Origin of the sequence: Brachybacterium sp. sponge, assembly GCF_001613775.1 — a bacterium.
In the GTDB taxonomy this organism is placed as follows: domain Bacteria; phylum Actinomycetota; class Actinomycetes; order Actinomycetales; family Dermabacteraceae; genus Brachybacterium; species Brachybacterium conglomeratum.
Window position 1 is genome coordinate 539,731 of sequence record NZ_LRMP01000001.1, and the last position, 15,526, is coordinate 555,256.

Here is a 15,526-nt window from a genome sequence, read left to right on the forward strand (position 1 = left end):
CGGCTGTGGACTGGCGCGCGACGGCCCGGCGGCCGACGCCCAGCACCCGGCGGCCGTCTCGCGCGACTGCGCGGCGTCGGCCGCCCGCTCCGCACTCACGCCCGCTCGTCGCCGCCGTCGTCTCCTTCGTCGTACTCGATGACGTCCTCGAGCCGGCGGGGCCCGGCGCCGGTCGCGGCGAGCGCGTCGTCGGGGTTCAGCAGCGCGCAGGCCCTCAGCGAGAGGCAGCCGCAGCCGATGCAGCCTGTCAGCTCGTGCTCGAGCCGCTCGATCGCGCGTCGACGCTCCTCGAGGGTGCGGCGCCAGCGGCGGGAGGCCCGCTGCCATTCGGCGTGGGAGGGCGTGCGGTCCATGGGGACGTCGCCGAAGGCGGCGCCGACGTCGGCCAGCGGGATCCCGAGTCGCTTGGCGACCGAGACCAGGGAGATGCGGCGCAGCATGTGCCGTGCGTAGCGGCGCTGGTTCCCGGCGGTGCGCACCGAGGCGATGAGCCCCAGGTCCTCGTAGTAGCGCAGGGCGCTCGCGGCGACGCCGGTGCGTCGGCCCATCTCGCCGATGGTCATGAGCTCCTCGGGCTCGTGGGACGCATTCACGAGCATCCCCTCCCTTCGCCTTGACCTCAAGTGCACTTGAGATCCTACGGTGCTCGCAGCACCGCGGGAAGAGCCCGCACCGCCCCACCGCTCCTGGGAGGACCGACTCCGATGACCTACGTGATCGCCCTGCCCTGCGTCGACGTGAAGGACCGCGCCTGCGTCGACGAGTGCCCCGTCGACTGCATCTATGAAGGCAGCCGGATGCTCTACATCCAACCGGACGAGTGCGTGGACTGCGGCGCCTGCGAACCGGTCTGCCCGGTCGAGGCGATCTTCTACGAGGACGACACCCCGGACGAATGGGCGGAGTACTACAACGCCAACGTCGAGTTCTTCGACGAGCTCGGAGCGCCCGGCGGCGCGGCGAAGATGGGCGTCATCGAGAAGGACCACCCGCTGGTCGCGGCGCTGCCTCCGCAGGAGAACCCGCTGGAGTGAGGTCAGGGGGTGCCCGGCGCGGTGCCGTGGAAGCGGTTCGACAACTGCACGTCGAACGGCCAGCGATCAGCTTCTCGATCGAGCTCGAACCCGAGCCCGCGGATTTCGCGACGGAACCCTCGGTATTCGGACTCCAGCCGCGCCGCAAGCTCCGACGCGACCGGCGGAGGATCTTCGAGGTACAGCTCCCCGTACGCCCCCTCCATCTCCTCGCCCCACGCGTGGATCCGTGAGATGAGGTCGATCGGGAGCACCTCTTCGAGGTCTGGCAGGTCGTCCGGCTCGACGTCCGCCCATTCGAAGATCAGGACGTAGTCCCACATGAGACGGATGCGGCGCGGCTCGTCTCCTTCGACCCGTCGCAGTGCGTTCATCCTGTGTCCTCCTCGCCGTCGGACCTTCCCGCGTCCGGCATGCCGCGGCGCACCTGTTCGTCACCGCGGAGCGTACTGCTCTCCCCGAGTGCCGCGAGCATGGCCCGCCAGCGCGAGCACCGACTCCCGCACCTCCGGGGGTCCGAGGGCACGCGCAGTGCCCGGCAGTAGCGCGAGCAGGTGCGACACCCGGGCCACGTCGCGCACTCCCCTCTACGATGCAAGCATGGACGACGCCCGTCCGCCCCGACGCGGGCGGCGCTCCCCCGGGGACCTCTCCCTCGCCCTCGGCCTGATCGCGCTGCTCTGCGCCCTGATCCCGATCATCGGCGACGTGCTCACCGTGCCGCCGGGCCTCGCCGCCATCTTCCTGGGATATGTCGGGGTCAGCCGCCACGACCGCGGTCTCGAGCACCGCGCCCTGCCCGCCTATGCCGGCGCGGGACTCGGCGCGATCGCACTGCTCCTCGTGGCGGTCTCGCTCATCGCCACGCACGACACCGCCTGAGGCCGACGGGACGGCCCCGACCTCCGGCCACCCCGCGAGTCGCCGGGCGGGTGGGATGCGCTCGCGCGGACCGGTTCGGCATGCTCGCGCAGCACTCACCGTCACCTCGTACGTCTGTGCGATTGAGCCGCCGCGGAGCCTCGACCGTTTCAAGGGTGACCTCGTCGTCGAAACACGAAAAGCAACTTCCCGACGCGCATCTCGGATTCTTTCCGAGCCGACGGCGGCGACCGTTCCTGCTTCGTGAGCAGTGCGACCTCCCTGAACCCCGTTTCTCTCTGCGTCTCACGGGAAGACTCCCCCGCAGCTCCGACACTCGACATCGGCCCAGGCGAACAGAACGATATACCTGAAGCGTCGCCCGTCGGAGCGGCTCGTCGACCGCGCTCTCCCGACGCACCTCCCGCCGCTGCCGCAGCGTCTGAACGGGACCACCCTCCCCACCGTTCCTCCACACACCATGTTTTTCCACATTCTGTGCACAGCTGTGGAGGGGTTTCCACCGACCTCTTCCCTCTATCCAACTGACATGCGATACTGGTCACATGACAGAGGATCCGCAGCGACGCGACGACACCGGGGAGGCCGACGACGGCCACCATCCGGTGCACGACGTCTCGCCTGCGGACGGTGCCCCTGAGGGCGCGCCGATGCCGGTGGACGTACCCGTGCGCGTGGAGGAGAGAGCGGTCCTCGTCGGAGAGGTCGACGTCGCAGCGGCCCGGACAGCCCTCATGACGCTCGGCGTGCAGGGCTCCCCGTCGCTCGACCGCCTGTCCGTAGCAGAGACCAAGGCGCTGCTGTCGAGCATCGTCGGGATCGAAGCTGCTCTGGATGCGGTGCGAGCTCGTGCACTGGTGCGCCTCGAGGCCGCGGTGAAGGAGGACTGCCTGCAGCGCGAGGAGAGCCCGCGACAGGCGATGCAGGTCGCCCGCTCCGAGGCGTCGCGGATGCTCAAGGAGTCGCGGTCCGTGGCCGGTCGGAGCCTGGCGACCTGCCGTCGACTGGTCCAGAGCATGCCGGGCATGCTCACCGCCCTGGCCCAGGGCACGCTGAACCCCCGCTCGGTGCACACCGTCGGCTCGGCGATGGGGCCGGTGCCGCCGCACGTGCGGGAGATGGTCGACACGATGCTCACCGCACAGCTCCCCGACCTGCAGGACTGCGGCACCCGGGAGATCTCCGACCACGTCGCGCGGATGCTCCATGCGCTGGATCCGGAAGGAGCGGCGGAGCGCCATCGTCGGGCGATGAAGGACCGGCACGTCACGATCACCCGAGAGGACCACGGCATGGCCTCCGTGCGGGCGCTGATCCCGGCGATCGACGCCGCCCGGATCCGGAAGGGGCTGTCGGTCGCCGCGGAGGGAGCCCGCGCCGCCGGCGACCGGCGCGGCCACCAGCAGATCATGGCGGACATGTTCGCCGACGCCCTGGTCGGCCGAGGCGACGGCATCGATCCGACCACCCTGGACATCGGGATCATCATCACCGACCGGTCCCTGCTCGCCCCGGCGCACGCCGATGCGGCGACGATCGAGGGATTCGGGCCGGTCCCCTACGACCACGTCCGCGAGGCGATGCTGCGGGCCGTGGACTCCGGGGGCGAGGACACCGACCTCGCGCTGACGATCCGGAACCTCTACGCCGACCTCGACGTGGGCCAGCTCGTCGGTGTCGAGGCGAGATCCAGGGCCTTCCCCGCCTCCCTGAGGCGCTTCCTCACGCTCGCCCATCAGACCTGCCGGGCACCGTTCTGCAATGCCCCTATCCGCCAGATGGACCACATCGTGCCCTGGTCGAAGGGCGGTGCGACCAGCCTCGACAACGGGAACGGCATCTGCGGCGGGGACAACCAGAAGGAGGAGTCCGGGGAGAGCGTCCGCGTCATCCACGACGAGGACGGGACGCGGCGCACGGTCGAGTGGACCACCCGCTACGGCCAGAAGGCACGGCGGGGCGGTATCAACTTCGACCCGGTCGGCACCTACCGACGGCAGCGCCGTCGTCAGCTGGCGGAGTCCGGCATCGCAGGCCTGCCGGTGCCCCCCGCCGCAGGCTCGCCCACCTCTGCCCGTCCTGCTCTCCCCGCAGCCACCGCCGTCGATGGCGTCCCGCTGTCCGCCGCCGAGACTCCACCCGTCATCGAGAGCTCCCTCGAGACGGCGACCCCGCCCGCCGCATCGGCCGGCGGAATCGGAGCGACCGGAGAGGTACCAGCGCTGGACGAGGGCTCGTCGGCGAAGGGATGGTCGACGATCTACCGCGCCTTCGACCGCCTGCAGCTGCGGATCACGGACCTGCCGATCATCCGGCCCCACCCTGTCAGCGACGGCGTCCTCGTCCTGCTGGACGACATGGCCAGGGGCAGTGCTCCGAGACCGCCGCAGCCACCTGGACCGACGGACGCTCCCGAGCCCCCAGCGCACTGATCCGGAGACCGCTCAGCTCAGGCGAGGACGAGCTCGATCCGGGGATGGTCCGCGAACACCTCGAGTGACCTCCACGCCGAGCGCCTCCGCGGACGCGGCGTGCTCCGCCCAGATCACCCGCGCCTCCTCCGCATCATGCAGCGCGCCGTAGCCGCCGCGGAGCATGTCGTCCAACGCATCGAGACTCGACCCGAGCCGCCAGTCCTCCCCGGCCATGAACACCCTGTTGATCTCGTCGTAGAACGAGGGGATGTCACGGACGCGGAGGCCGTCGAGGCGCAGGGTCAGCATGGGGACAGTCTCTCCCGACGGAGTCGATGCACCATGCAGCGGAGCAGGGCATCACATCGATGTCATTTATCGCGACACGCGCCTGACCTGCACGATCCGACGGCGACTCGGACATACCGTGGCGCCATGACCGCTGTTGACACCCGTGTGAACCCTGCTGCGAGCACCGGTGCTCCCGCACGCTTCGGCATCGGCGAGCTGTCCGCGCGCACCGGCGTGAGCGCACGGTCGCTGCGCTACTACGAGGAGCAGGGCCTGCTCACCCCGGCCCGCACCGCCGCCGGCCACCGACGCTTCGACGCCGAGGCGGTGGACCGCGTGCTGCTCGTGCAGCGGCTCTTCGCCGCCGGCCTCACGAGCACCGAGATCGCGCCGCTGCTGCCGCCGCTGCTGGGCAGGGCCGACGGCGCGGCCGACGCGATCGACTCACTGCGCACCCACCGCCGCGAGCTCGAGGGACAGATCGCCCGCCTCCGCGACACGGCGGAGATCCTCGACGAGGTGCTCGAGGAGTTCCCCGGCGCCCGCTGAGCGCGCCCGGGCCGGGACGCAGATGTGCCCCGACTCGCGGGGCCACGCCCGGACCACGGTGTGGAGGGACGGTCAGCGCGACTCTGCCGAGCACCGTTCCGCACACCTCCCGCCGCCGTCACCCCCGTCGGGCGAGGCAGTACTCCCGTCGGGCGAGGCCGTACTCCCGGCTGAACCCGCTGTCCAGGTCCGTGATCCGCAGCGTCACCGCGCCGGAGGGGTGCAGCTCGTAGCGCTCCTCGATGCGGGGCCCGCCCTCGCGGCGCGTCACCTCCACCTCGGCGAGCGCCGCCTCGTCGAGCGAGCGCAGCGCCGGATCGAAGGGGAAGAGCACGTCCGCGAACGGGAGCAGGTCCCCGCGCGGCTCGCCGCTCGCATCCAGCGCCGCATGCTCCACGAAGCGGAACCAGCCCAGGTCGTGCGCGGCGGTGTAGTTCCGGGTCACGGTGGTGGCGCCGCTGGTCGGCAGGGGCGCGTCGGGGGTGAGCACCTGGTCGAAGGAGACCCCCTCCCCCGCCCTGACCTCGCGGAACACGCCGATGCCGCGGGAGAGGCGGTCGGCGAGGGTGACGCCGGAGTCCGGGTCCGCGGCGATCGCCAGGCCGATCGCGGTCGAGGCCGCCGGGTACGGGGACCGGTGCACGCGCCTGCCGAAGCGCTCGCGCAGCATCCGCCCCACCAGCGGCAGACCGGACCCGCCGCCGACGAGGTAGATCCCGGCGATGCCGGACTCGGCGTCGAGCTCGCCCACCAGCGGGGCCATGACCTCGAGGGTCCGCTCGATCAGCGGCGCGGCCGCGTCGTAGAAGTCCTCGACCGGGAGGATCACCGGGTCGTGCTCCTCCCCGAGGTCGATCATCATCCGACGGGTCTGCGGCAGCAGGCGCTCCTTCGCGGCCCGGCACTCCTCGCGCAGCGCATCCACGGCCGGCGCGCCGAGCTCCTCCACGGTCAGCCCTGCCCGCTCCAGCACCAGCTCGAGCAGCACCTGGTCGACGTCGTCGCCGCCGAGACGGCTGACGCCGTGGCTGCCGAGCACGACGTGCCCGCCGCCGTCGGCCTCCACCAGCGAGCTGTCGAAGGTGCCGCCGCCGAGGTCGTAGACCGCGATGCGGGTGCGCCGGGCGGTGAGGCTGCGGGACTGGTGGTGGGTGTACTCGAAGCCGGCCGCGGAGGGTTCGTTGAGCAGGGCGACCACGTCGATGCCGGCGCGTCGGAAGGCCTCGAGCGTCATGATCCGCTGGGCGGAGTGGGCGTGGGCGGGGACGGAGGCGGCGACCTGGCCGACCGGGACCGGCAGCGCCTCCCGCACCGCGGTGAGATAGGCGGTCACGAGGTCCAGCAGCAGGTGCTCGCGCCCGCCGAGCCGGACCGTCGTGCCGGGGTGCGTATCCGGGTCGCCGAGCAGTCGCTTGAAGGAGCGAAGGTGAGGGGCGCCGGCGCGGGCGGCGCGCTCCGCCTCGAAGCCGTGGACGAGCTGCCCATCGACCTCGGCGATCACGGAGGGGAAGTGGCCGTGCTCGTCCCCGTCGGGGTCGGTGAACGGGAGGACGGGATAGTTGCCGCGGTCCACGCCCGCCGCGATGGTGCGGGTGGTGCCCATGTCGATGCCGATGCGCATGGCCCGAACATAGCCGGGTCGGCGCACGGGTGTCCGATCTGTCCGGAACGCTCGACCGAGCACCCTCCGGACCTCACCCGTGCACCGACCCGGCGCACCGTCACCTGCCCAGCATCACCCCAGGTGGCGCTCGTACGCGCCGTTCGTGAGGAAGGCCGGGAACTCCTCGCCGAGGACCGCCTCCTTGAGCAGCTCGGCCGCCTCGGGGATGCGGCTGCCCTGCTCGGTGTCGAGCTCGAGCACGGCCCGGTCGATGAAGTACTCGACCCGCTCCCGCGTCACCGGCATGCCCTCGTCGGTGAGCATCCCCTGGGTGATCCACTGCCACAGCTGCGAGCGGGAGATCTCCACGGTCGCCGCGTCCTCCATCAGGTGGTCGATCGCGACGGCGCCCGAGCCGCGCAGCCACGCGTCCAGGTAGCGAAGGGACACGCGGATGTTCTGCCGGATCCCCTGGGCGGTGATGGCCCCGCCCTCGACCTCGAGATCGAGCAGGTCCTCGGCGGTGACGTGCACGTCCTCGCGCAGCCGGTCCACCTGGTGCGGGCGCTCGCCCAGGACCGCGTCGAACTCGGCCTGCGCGGCGGGCACGAGGTCCGGGTGCGCCACCCAGGTGCCGTCGAAGCCGTCGGTCGCCTCGCGCTGCTTGTCCTCGGCCACCATGACCAGCGCCTGCCGGGTCACCTCCGGGTCGCGGCGGTCGGGGATGAAGGCGCTCATTCCGCCGATCGCGTGCGCGCCGCGGCGGTGGCAGGTCGCGACCAGCAGCTCGGTGTACGCCCGCATGAACGGCACGGTCATCGTCAGCTGCGAGCGGTCCGGGAGCACGCGGCGTCGGCCCCGGTCGCGGAACATCTTGATGATCGAGAAGAGGTAGTCCCAGCGTCCCGCGTTCAGCCCCGCGCAGTGATCGCGCAGCTCGTAGAGGATCTCCTCCATCTCGAAGGCCGCGGGCAGGGTCTCGATGAGCACGGTCGCGCGGATCGTGCCGTGCTCGATCCCGAGCCGCCGCTCGGCGGTCGTGAACACCTCGTCCCACAGCCGCGCCTCGAGATGGGACTCGAGCTTGGGCAGGTAGAGGTAGGGGCCGGAGCCGCGCTCGATCAGCTCGCGCGCGTTGTGGAAGAGGTACAGTCCCGCGTCGACCAGCGAGGCGGAGGCCCGCATCGAGCGGCCGTCGGCCCGCACCCAGCGCAGATGCTGCTCGGGCAGGTGCCAGCCGCGGGGCCGGAACACGATCGTCGCCGTCTCCTCGGCCAGGCGGTACTCCTTGCCGTTCTCCCCGGTGAAGTCGATCTGCCGACGGATCGCGTCGTGCAGGTTCAGCTGACCGTCGATGACCGCGTCCCGGGTGGGGCTCAGCGCGTCCTCGTGGTCGGCGAGCCACACCCTCGCCCCGGAGTTCAGGGCGTTGATCGTCATCTTCCGGTCGGTGGGGCCGGTGATCTCGACGCGTCGGTCCTCGAGGCCGGGCCCGGGGCCGGCGACGCGCCAGCTGCGGTCCTCGCGGATCGCACGGGTGGCGGGGAGGAAGTCGAACATGGCCCCGCCCGCGATGGACTCCCGGCGCAGGGTGCGGGCGGTGAGCAGCTCGGTGCGTCGGCTCGCGAAGCGGTCGTGCAGCAGGGCGAGGAAGTCGAGCGCCTCGGGGGTGAGGATCTCCTCGAAGCGGGGCCCCAGGGGGCCGACGACCTCGAGGCGTCCGCGCGGGGTGCTGCGGTCGGGGGCCGACGGGTCGGTCGAGGTGCCGGCAGCGGGGCGCTGCTCGGAGAGGGGACGGCGGTAGTCGATGAGGGTCATGGCGAGGTCCTTCCGGGACACGTGGCTGGTCAGGAGGGTCGTAGGGGTCCGGCGCGGGGTGGCGGGCCGAGGGGACGGGTCAGGTGGACGCTGGTTCTTCGCCCGGGGGCGGCGGGGTCTCCGCTCGCGGCCCCGGGGACGGGGCCGACGGCGCTCAGTGGAACTGGGCCGTCTCGGTGGAGCCCGCGAGGGCGAGCGTGGAGGAGGTGGGATTCAGGGCGGTGGCGACCCGGTCGAAGTAGCCGGTGCCCACCTCGGCCTGGTGGCGATGGGCGGTGAAGCCGTGCTCGGCGGAGGCGAACTCGGCCTCCTGCAGCTCGACGAAGGCGCTCATCTGCCGGTCGCGGTAGCCGCTGGCCAGCTCGAACATGGCGTGGTTCAGGGAGTGGAAGCCGGCCAGGGTGATGAACTGGAAGGCGTAGCCCATCGCGGCGAGCTCGCGCTGGAAGCGGGCGATCTGCGCATCGTCCAGGTGCCGCTTCCAGTTGAAGCTCGGCGAGCAGTTGTAGGCGAGCTTCTGGTCGGGGAAGCGCGCGTGGATCGCCTCGGCGAAGCGGCGGGCGAGCTCGAGGTCCGGGGTGGAGGACTCGACCCACAGCAGGTCCGCGTACTCCGCGTAGGCGAGACCTCGCGCGATGACCGGCTCGATCCCGGGGGTGACCTCGTAGAAGCCCTCCGCGGTGCGGCCCCCGGTGAGGAAGGGCCGGTCGCGCTCGTCGACGTCACTGGTCAGCAGGGTCGCGGCGAGCGCGTCGGTGCGGGCGATGATCACCGTCGGGGTGCCGGAGACGTCCGCGGCGAGACGGGCGGCGTTCAGGGTGCGCACGTGCTGGGAGGTCGGGATGAGCACCTTCCCGCCCAGGTGGCCGCACTTCTTCTCGCTCGCGAGCTGGTCCTCCCAGTGCACGCCCGCGGCGCCCGCCTCGATCATCGAGCGCATCAGCTCGTAGGCGTTCAGGGCGCCGCCGAAGCCGGCCTCGGCGTCGGCGACGATCGGCGCCTGCCAGTCGCGGCTGGTGGTGCCGGTCTCGGCGAACTCGATCTGTCCGGCGCGCAGCAGCGCGTTGTTGATCCGGCGCACGACGGAGGGGACGGAGTTGGCGGGGTAGAGCGACTGGTCGGGGTAGGTCTGGCCGGAGAGGTTGGCGTCGGCGGCGACCTGCCAGCCGGAGAGGTAGATCGCCTTCAGCCCGGCGCGGACCTGCTGGACGGCCTGGTTGCCGGTGAGCGCGCCGAGGGCGGAGATCCAGGAGCCGGGGTCCTCGTCGTTCTCGCGGATCATCTCCCAGAGCCGCTCGGCGCCGCGGCGAGCGAGGGTGTGCTCCTCGCGGACGGGGCCGGTGAGGGAGAGGACGTCCTCGGCGGTGTGGTCGCGGCGGACCCCCGCCCAGCGCGGGTCGATCTCCCAGTCGCGGGCGAGCTCCTCGGCGGTCATGGTCGGGTCCCCGGGGCGGGTGGTGCTGCGCGGGGCGGAGGGGGTCGGGGTGGTCATCGTCGGCTCCTCGGGGTCGGAGGGTCGGGGGCGGGGGTCCGGCTCTCGGGTCGGACCGTCGGGTCGGACTGTCGGGTCGGGCTGTCGGGTCGGGCTGCTCCGGCGGCCGGTGGGGCCGTCGTCCTCGGCGAACTTCGTCGAGTGGTCACACTCTTGCCGCTCCAGGGCCCGCTCAGAGGGCCCGATACCGAAGAACTTCCGCGATATTTCTGTTCTTCAGAAGTAACCTGTGTCACTCTGGCCCGCATGACCGCTCAGCCCCGCACCTCCGGCCGACGTCCCGACGACGCCCTCCGCACCGGCACCGCCGCCCCCGGCTCCGGCACGGGCGGGCGCCGGCCCGTCGGCCGCCCCTCCCCCGCGGCCGACGGGCGCGCACCCGGCGCACCTGCACCCGGCGCACCCGTGCCCGATCCCGACGACGAGGTCGACCCCCTGCTCATCGGCCGACGGATCCGTGCCGCGCGCACCGCACGCGGCCTCTCCCTCGCCGAGCTCGCCGCGGCCCTGGACCGCGCCCCCTCGCAGCTGTCCGTGATCGAGAACGGCAAGCGCGAGCTGCGCCTCGGGGAGCTGCGCCGGATCGCGCGCGTGCTCGAGGTGGGGGTCGAGGAGCTGCTGGACCCCGAGCCCCCGTCGCGTCGGGCGGCGCTCGAGATCGCGCTCGAGAAGGCGCAGGCCGGAGCGCTGTACCAGGGGCTCGGCCTGCCGGACCTGCCCGTGCGCAAGACCCTCTCCGACGCGGCGATCGAGACGATCCTGACCCTGCACGAGGAGCTGCGGCGCCTGCACGAGCAGCGGGCGGCGACCCCGGAGGAGGCGCGGCGCGTCAACGGGCAGCTGCGCCAGGAGCAGTCCGAGGCGGGCAACTACTACCCCGCCCTCGAGGAGACGGCGCGGGAGCTGCTGGCCCGGATCGGGCACAGCGGCGGCCCGCTCTCGCACCGCAAGGTCTCGCTGCTGGCCGAGGAGCTCGGCTTCTCCCTCCACTCGGTGCCGGACCTCCCCCACTCGGCCCGCTCGATCACCGATGCGTCCTCGATGCGGATCTACCTGCCGCTCGGGCGCGATGCCGCCGACCCCCGCACCACGGTGCTGCAGGCCCTGGCCGCGCACGTGCTGGGGATGGACGAGCCGGCCGACTACGGGGAGCTGCTGCGACAGCGGGTGGAGGTGAACTACCTGGCCGCGGCGATGCTGGTGCCGGAGGCAGGGGCGAGCGAGCTCCTGCAGCGGGCGAAGGCGCAGCGCGAGCTGTCGGTCGAGGATCTGCGCGACGAGTTCGCCGTCACCTACGAGCTGGCCGCGCACCGGTTCACGAACCTCGCCACCCATCACCTCGACATCCCGGTGCACTTCCTCAAGGTGCACTCCTCGGGCACGATCGTGAAGGCCTACCAGAACGACCACGTCCGCTTCCCCACCGATGCGCTCGGCGCGGTGGAGGGGCAGCTGGTGTGCCGCTGGTGGAGCGCGCGGCGGGTGTTCCGCTCCGAGGACCGGATGCGGCAGTACAGCCAGTACACCGACAAGCCCGGCGGCACCTACTGGTGCACCTCCCGCATCGAGTCCGGCTCCGGCGGGGAGTTCTCCATCTCGGTGGGCACCGACTTCGCGCACACGAAGTGGTTCCGGGGCCGGGAGACGAGCGTGCGCCACTCCTCGAGCTGTCCCGACCCGGACTGCTGCCGTCGCCCGTCCCCCGAGCTGGTCGAGCGCTGGCACGGCTCGGTCTGGCCGGTCGCGCGCCTGCACGCCTCGCTGCTCGCCGCGATGCCGACGGGCACCTTCACCGGGGTGGACCGGGTGGCGATGCTCGAGTTCCTCGAGCGGCACGCGCCCGCGGAGCTGCAGGGGCCGGCGCAGCCGCAGGCGCCGTCGGCCGACGGGGGCTGAGCGGGCGGGAGGGACCAGGCCCCGCTCCGCGCGCGACGGCGGATCCACGACGCACGACGGCCCCGGGCCCGCGCAGAGCGCGTCGGTCCCGGGGCCGTCGGCCTCGGGGAGAGCTCAGCAGGTGAGGAGCCCGCGGCTCAGGCCGCCGCGGCGGCCTCCCTGCGGTCCGCGCGGGCGTGGCGCATGTGCTGGACCACGGAGACGACCACGATGCCGATCAGCACCACGTACACGCCGATCGTGATCGGGCTCGAGACGAGGATCGAGGGATCCCCCTCGGAGACCGCGAGGGCGCGGCGCAGCTCGGTCTCCGCGAGCGGGCCGAGGATCACGCCGATCATCAGCGGCGCGAGCGGCATGTTGAAGCGGCGCATCAGGAAGCCGAGCACGCCGAGCCCGATCAGCAGGTACAGGTCCACGTAGGAGGAGGAGACCGCGTAGACGCCGAGCATGGCGAGCACGGTGATCCCCGCGTAGAGGTAGTGCTGGGGGATGTACAGCAGCCGCGCCCACACCGGTGCCAGCAGCATGTTCAGCGCGAGCAGCACCACCAGGCCGATGAACAGCGAGGCCAGCAGCGTCCACACCAGCTCGCCCGAGCGCTGGAAGAGCAGCGGGCCGGGCTGCATGCCGTACTGCTGGAAGGCGGCCAGCAGGATCGCGGCGGTCGCCGAGGTGGGCAGGCCGAGCGCCAGCAGGGTGCCCAGCGCCGTGCCGGCGGTCGCGTTCGCGGCGGCCTCCGGGGCGGCGAGGCCCTTGATCGAGCCGGTCGTGCCGAACTCGGGGTCCTTGCGCCGGTCGGCCAGGCGCTTCTCCGTGCCGTAGGCGAGGAAGGTGGGGACCTCCGCGCCGCCGGCGGGGATCATGCCGAAGGGGGCGCCGAAGCCCGCGCCGCGCAGCCAGGAGGGCAGCGCCTTGCGGAAGTCCGCCTTCCCGATCTTCGCGATCCCGCCGGTGGGCAGGGAGATCGAGGTGGGGTCGCGGTGGATGCGGGAGGCAGCGTGGAGCACCTCGCCGAGGGCCAGCAGGCCCACCGTGACCACGACGATGTCGATGCCGTCGAAGAGGTTCGGGATCCCGAACGAGTAGCGCTCGGTGCCGCTGGGGCCGTCGATCCCGACCAGCGCGAGCGCCACGCCGAGCAGCAGCGCGCCGATGCCGCGCAGCACGGACTCGGAGACCACCGAGGAGATCGCGAGGAACGCGAAGACGGCGAGCGCGAAGTACTCCGCGGGCCCGAACTGGGTCGCCATCCGCACCAGCACCGGCGAGAAGAACACGACGATCGTGGTGGAGATGAGGCCGCCGATGAAGGCGCCGATCGCCGCGGTCGCCAGCGCCACGGCGGCGCGGCCGTTGCGGGCCATGCGATGGCCCTCGAAGGTGGACGCGATCGCGGAGGACTGGCCCGGGGTGTTCAGCAGGATCCCGGCGGTCGAGTCGCCGAACAGCCCGCCGAAGTACACGCCCGCGAACATGATGAACGCCGCGGTGGGGTCGAGCGCGAAGGTGATCGGCAGCAGCAGCGCGACCGCCATCGAGCTGCCGAGCCCGGGCAGCACGCCGACGGCGGTGCCGAGCACGGCGCCGATCAGCACGAACAGCAGGTTGTACGGCGTCAGCGCCGCTCCGAAGCCGTCGAGGAGGAGGGAGATCTGTTCCATCAGAGGGCACCTCCGCCGAGGACCGGGAGCGACAGGCCGAGCAGCCCGCCGAAGATCAGCTGGATGATCGAGGAGATGAGCAGCGCGACGCCAACGTCCATCCAGGTGCTGCGCGAGCCGAGGGCGCGCGCGATGCACCAGAACAGGGCGGCGCCGGAGAGCACCCACCCGGCCCAGGGCAGGACCAGGACGAAGCCGATCAGGGTGGCGAGCACGAACCCGGTGGTCCGCAGGTCGCTCGCGACCGGCGCCGACGGCGCGTCCTCGTCGGCCGCGACGGTGGAAGCCGCGGCGGCGGGGTCAGCCGGCGCGGCCTCGGTGCCGGCCGGAGCGGCCGGGCCATCGGCCGTCCTGCCCGTCGGCCCGTCAGCCTCGAGATCCAGGGTCCCCACCGCCTTGAACTCCGCGGTGTCGGTGTCCGAGAGGTCCTGGAGCAGGTCGCGGGAGACGTCATGGCGCGTGCCCGGCTCGGCCCGCTCGTCCTCCGGATGGCGGATCACGTCCTGGCCGACGGCCACGGCGGTGACGAGCAGGAGCACGCCGACGATGACCGGCACGAACTGCGGCCCGGGGACGGAGTCGCCCAGCACGGTCATGGTCTGCGCGCCGATCAGGAGGGTCAGGCCGACGATCGCGAGGATCGCCACCATGATCAGCTCCTTGCGGCGCTTCAGCGCGCGCCGCACGGGCGAGGGGGTGGTGGTGGATGTGCTCACGGTGCTCCTCACAGTCCCAGGTCCTCGACGATGTCCTCGGCCACGGCGCTCTCGTCGGCGATGTACTGCTCGAACTCCTCGCCGGTGAGGAAGGAGTCGGTCCAGTCGTTGCGCGTGAGGGTCTCCTGCCACTCGGCGCTGTCGCGCATCTCGGTGACGATCGCGACGAACTCGGCGAGCGCCTCCTCGTTGACGCCGGGGGCGGCGAGGAATCCGCGCCAGTTCGACATCGCCACGTCCACGCCGAGCTCCCTGAAGGTGGGCACGTCCACACCCGGCAGGCGCTCCTCCGAGGAGATCGCCAGCGCCCGCAGGGTGCCGGCCTCGATCTGGTCGCTGACCTCGTTGTATCCGGAGCAGCCGGCCGTCGTGGTGTGCGAGAGCAGCGAGTTCAGAGCCTCGCCGCCGCCGGAGTAGGCGATGTAGTTCAGGTCCGTCGGGTCGATGCCCGAGAGCTGCGCGAGGCGGCCGCTGAGGAGGTGGTCGATCGAGCCGAGGGAGCCGCCGCCGATCGAGGTGCCGCGGGGGTCCGCGCGCCAGACCTCGAGGAAGCCGTCGAGGTCCTGGATCTCGGAGTCGGCCGGGACCACGAGGGCGGCGAAGTCGTCGGCGAGCCGGGCGACGGGGGTGACGTCCTCGAAGCTCGCGTCGCCCTCGCCGAGCGCGATAGCGCCGACCATCACGCCGCCGGTGACCATCAGGGTGTCCTCCGCGCCGGTCATCCCCACGAACTGGCTCAGGCCGATCGTGCCGCCGGCGCCGGGGATGTTGACGACCTGGGCGTTGTTGACGATCGAGGCGCTGCGCAGCACCTGCTGGGCCTCGCGCGCGAACCCGTCCCAGCCGCCGCCCGGGGCGGCGGGGGCGATGAGGGTCAGGGTGCTCCGCGCCTCCGCGCGGCCGCTGGACCGGGCGGCGCCGACGAGGGCCGCTCCCGTGGTCGCGGCCACGACGGCGCCGAACGCGCCCTGCAGGACCGTCCTTCGCTGCATGCTCCACTCTCCTGAAACGTCGTTGTCCCACCGGTCCGCGGAGGGTCCCGGGAGTGTATGCACAGGGGGAGTGACTCGCGCAACATGTCCGCCATTCATACCGTCGGTACCGCTCTGTATTCTTGTGGATACATTGGGATACAGTATTGGCGACATGGTCGGGCCGGCACGCGGG

At 72.1% G+C, this 15,526-nt stretch carries 14 protein-coding genes; 5 read left to right on the forward strand and 9 right to left on the reverse strand.

The window, feature by feature from the left end; all coding sequences use genetic code 11:
* Positions 1-95: 95 nt before the first annotated feature.
* Positions 96-599 carry a redox-sensitive transcriptional activator SoxR gene (soxR, locus tag A4A78_RS02375; protein ID WP_062946826.1) on the reverse strand — a complete coding sequence of 168 codons (504 nt, stop codon included), beginning with the start codon at positions 597-599 and terminating at the stop codon, positions 96-98.
* Between the two features lie 105 nt (positions 600-704).
* On the opposite strand from soxR, the gene fdxA reads away from it, so the two are divergent.
* A complete protein-coding gene (gene fdxA / locus A4A78_RS02380) occupies positions 705-1,034 on the forward strand; it encodes a ferredoxin (protein WP_010551989.1) in 330 nt (109 codons plus the stop codon).
* A gap of 2 nt (positions 1,035-1,036) precedes the next feature.
* Here the strand turns inward: fdxA and A4A78_RS02385 are convergent, their stop codons facing one another.
* Positions 1,037-1,408: a hypothetical protein gene (locus A4A78_RS02385; RefSeq protein ID WP_156488521.1), complete on the reverse strand. Its 372-nt coding sequence runs from the start codon at positions 1,406-1,408 to the stop codon at positions 1,037-1,039.
* 226 nt (positions 1,409-1,634) lie between these two features.
* Here A4A78_RS02385 and A4A78_RS02390 point away from each other — a divergent pair, with 226 nt between their 5' ends.
* Both A4A78_RS02390 and A4A78_RS02395 read left to right on the forward strand, forming a co-directional pair.
* A complete protein-coding gene (locus A4A78_RS02390) occupies positions 1,635-1,916 on the forward strand; it encodes a hypothetical protein (RefSeq protein WP_062946828.1) in 282 nt (93 codons plus the stop codon).
* Positions 1,917-2,461: 545 nt separating this feature from the next.
* Complete coding sequence (locus A4A78_RS02395) at positions 2,462-4,348, forward strand: DUF222 domain-containing protein (protein WP_062946829.1); 1,887 nt, start codon at positions 2,462-2,464, stop codon at positions 4,346-4,348.
* A gap of 12 nt (positions 4,349-4,360) precedes the next feature.
* Here A4A78_RS02395 and A4A78_RS02400 read toward each other — a convergent pair whose 3' ends face one another.
* Positions 4,361-4,639 carry a barstar family protein gene (locus tag A4A78_RS02400; RefSeq protein WP_197466614.1) on the reverse strand — a complete coding sequence of 93 codons (279 nt, stop codon included), beginning with the start codon at positions 4,637-4,639 and terminating at the stop codon, positions 4,361-4,363.
* A 126-nt stretch (positions 4,640-4,765) separates the two neighbouring features.
* Between A4A78_RS02400 and A4A78_RS02405 the strand changes: the two genes are divergently transcribed.
* Positions 4,766-5,170: a MerR family transcriptional regulator gene (locus A4A78_RS02405; protein WP_231880811.1), complete on the forward strand. Its 405-nt coding sequence runs from the start codon at positions 4,766-4,768 to the stop codon at positions 5,168-5,170.
* Between the two features lie 118 nt (positions 5,171-5,288).
* Here A4A78_RS02405 and A4A78_RS02410 read toward each other — a convergent pair whose 3' ends face one another.
* From A4A78_RS02410 to aceA, 3 genes are all read right to left on the reverse strand, one after another.
* Entirely contained in the window at positions 5,289-6,791 is a 1,503-nt protein-coding gene (locus A4A78_RS02410) for an Hsp70 family protein (RefSeq protein ID WP_156488522.1), read from the reverse strand.
* Between the two features lie 114 nt (positions 6,792-6,905).
* Complete coding sequence (aceB, locus tag A4A78_RS02415) at positions 6,906-8,591, reverse strand: malate synthase A (RefSeq protein ID WP_062946831.1); 1,686 nt, start codon at positions 8,589-8,591, stop codon at positions 6,906-6,908.
* 154 nt (positions 8,592-8,745) lie between these two features.
* Positions 8,746-10,083 carry an isocitrate lyase gene (aceA, locus tag A4A78_RS02420; RefSeq protein WP_062946832.1) on the reverse strand — a complete coding sequence of 446 codons (1,338 nt, stop codon included), beginning with the start codon at positions 10,081-10,083 and terminating at the stop codon, positions 8,746-8,748.
* Between the two features lie 246 nt (positions 10,084-10,329).
* Between aceA and A4A78_RS02425 the strand changes: the two genes are divergently transcribed.
* Positions 10,330-11,979, forward strand: coding sequence for a helix-turn-helix domain-containing protein (locus tag A4A78_RS02425; protein WP_082835146.1), 1,650 nt, complete (start codon positions 10,330-10,332; stop codon positions 11,977-11,979).
* Between the two features lie 137 nt (positions 11,980-12,116).
* Here the strand turns inward: A4A78_RS02425 and A4A78_RS02430 are convergent, their stop codons facing one another.
* From A4A78_RS02430 to A4A78_RS02440, 3 genes are read right to left on the reverse strand one after another with little or no spacing between them, the layout of a single operon-like run.
* Positions 12,117-13,643, reverse strand: coding sequence for a tripartite tricarboxylate transporter permease (locus A4A78_RS02430; protein ID WP_062946833.1), 1,527 nt, complete (start codon positions 13,641-13,643; stop codon positions 12,117-12,119).
* Positions 13,643-14,359: a tripartite tricarboxylate transporter TctB family protein gene (locus tag A4A78_RS02435; RefSeq protein ID WP_156488523.1), complete on the reverse strand. Its 717-nt coding sequence runs from the start codon at positions 14,357-14,359 to the stop codon at positions 13,643-13,645. The genes A4A78_RS02430 and A4A78_RS02435 overlap by 1 nt, the downstream gene beginning before the upstream one ends.
* Positions 14,360-14,367: 8 nt before the next feature.
* Positions 14,368-15,351 (reverse strand): tripartite tricarboxylate transporter substrate binding protein, encoded by a 984-nt coding sequence (locus tag A4A78_RS02440; RefSeq protein WP_062946835.1) that lies wholly within the window; start codon positions 15,349-15,351, stop codon positions 14,368-14,370.
* Positions 15,352-15,526 lie beyond the last annotated feature (175 nt).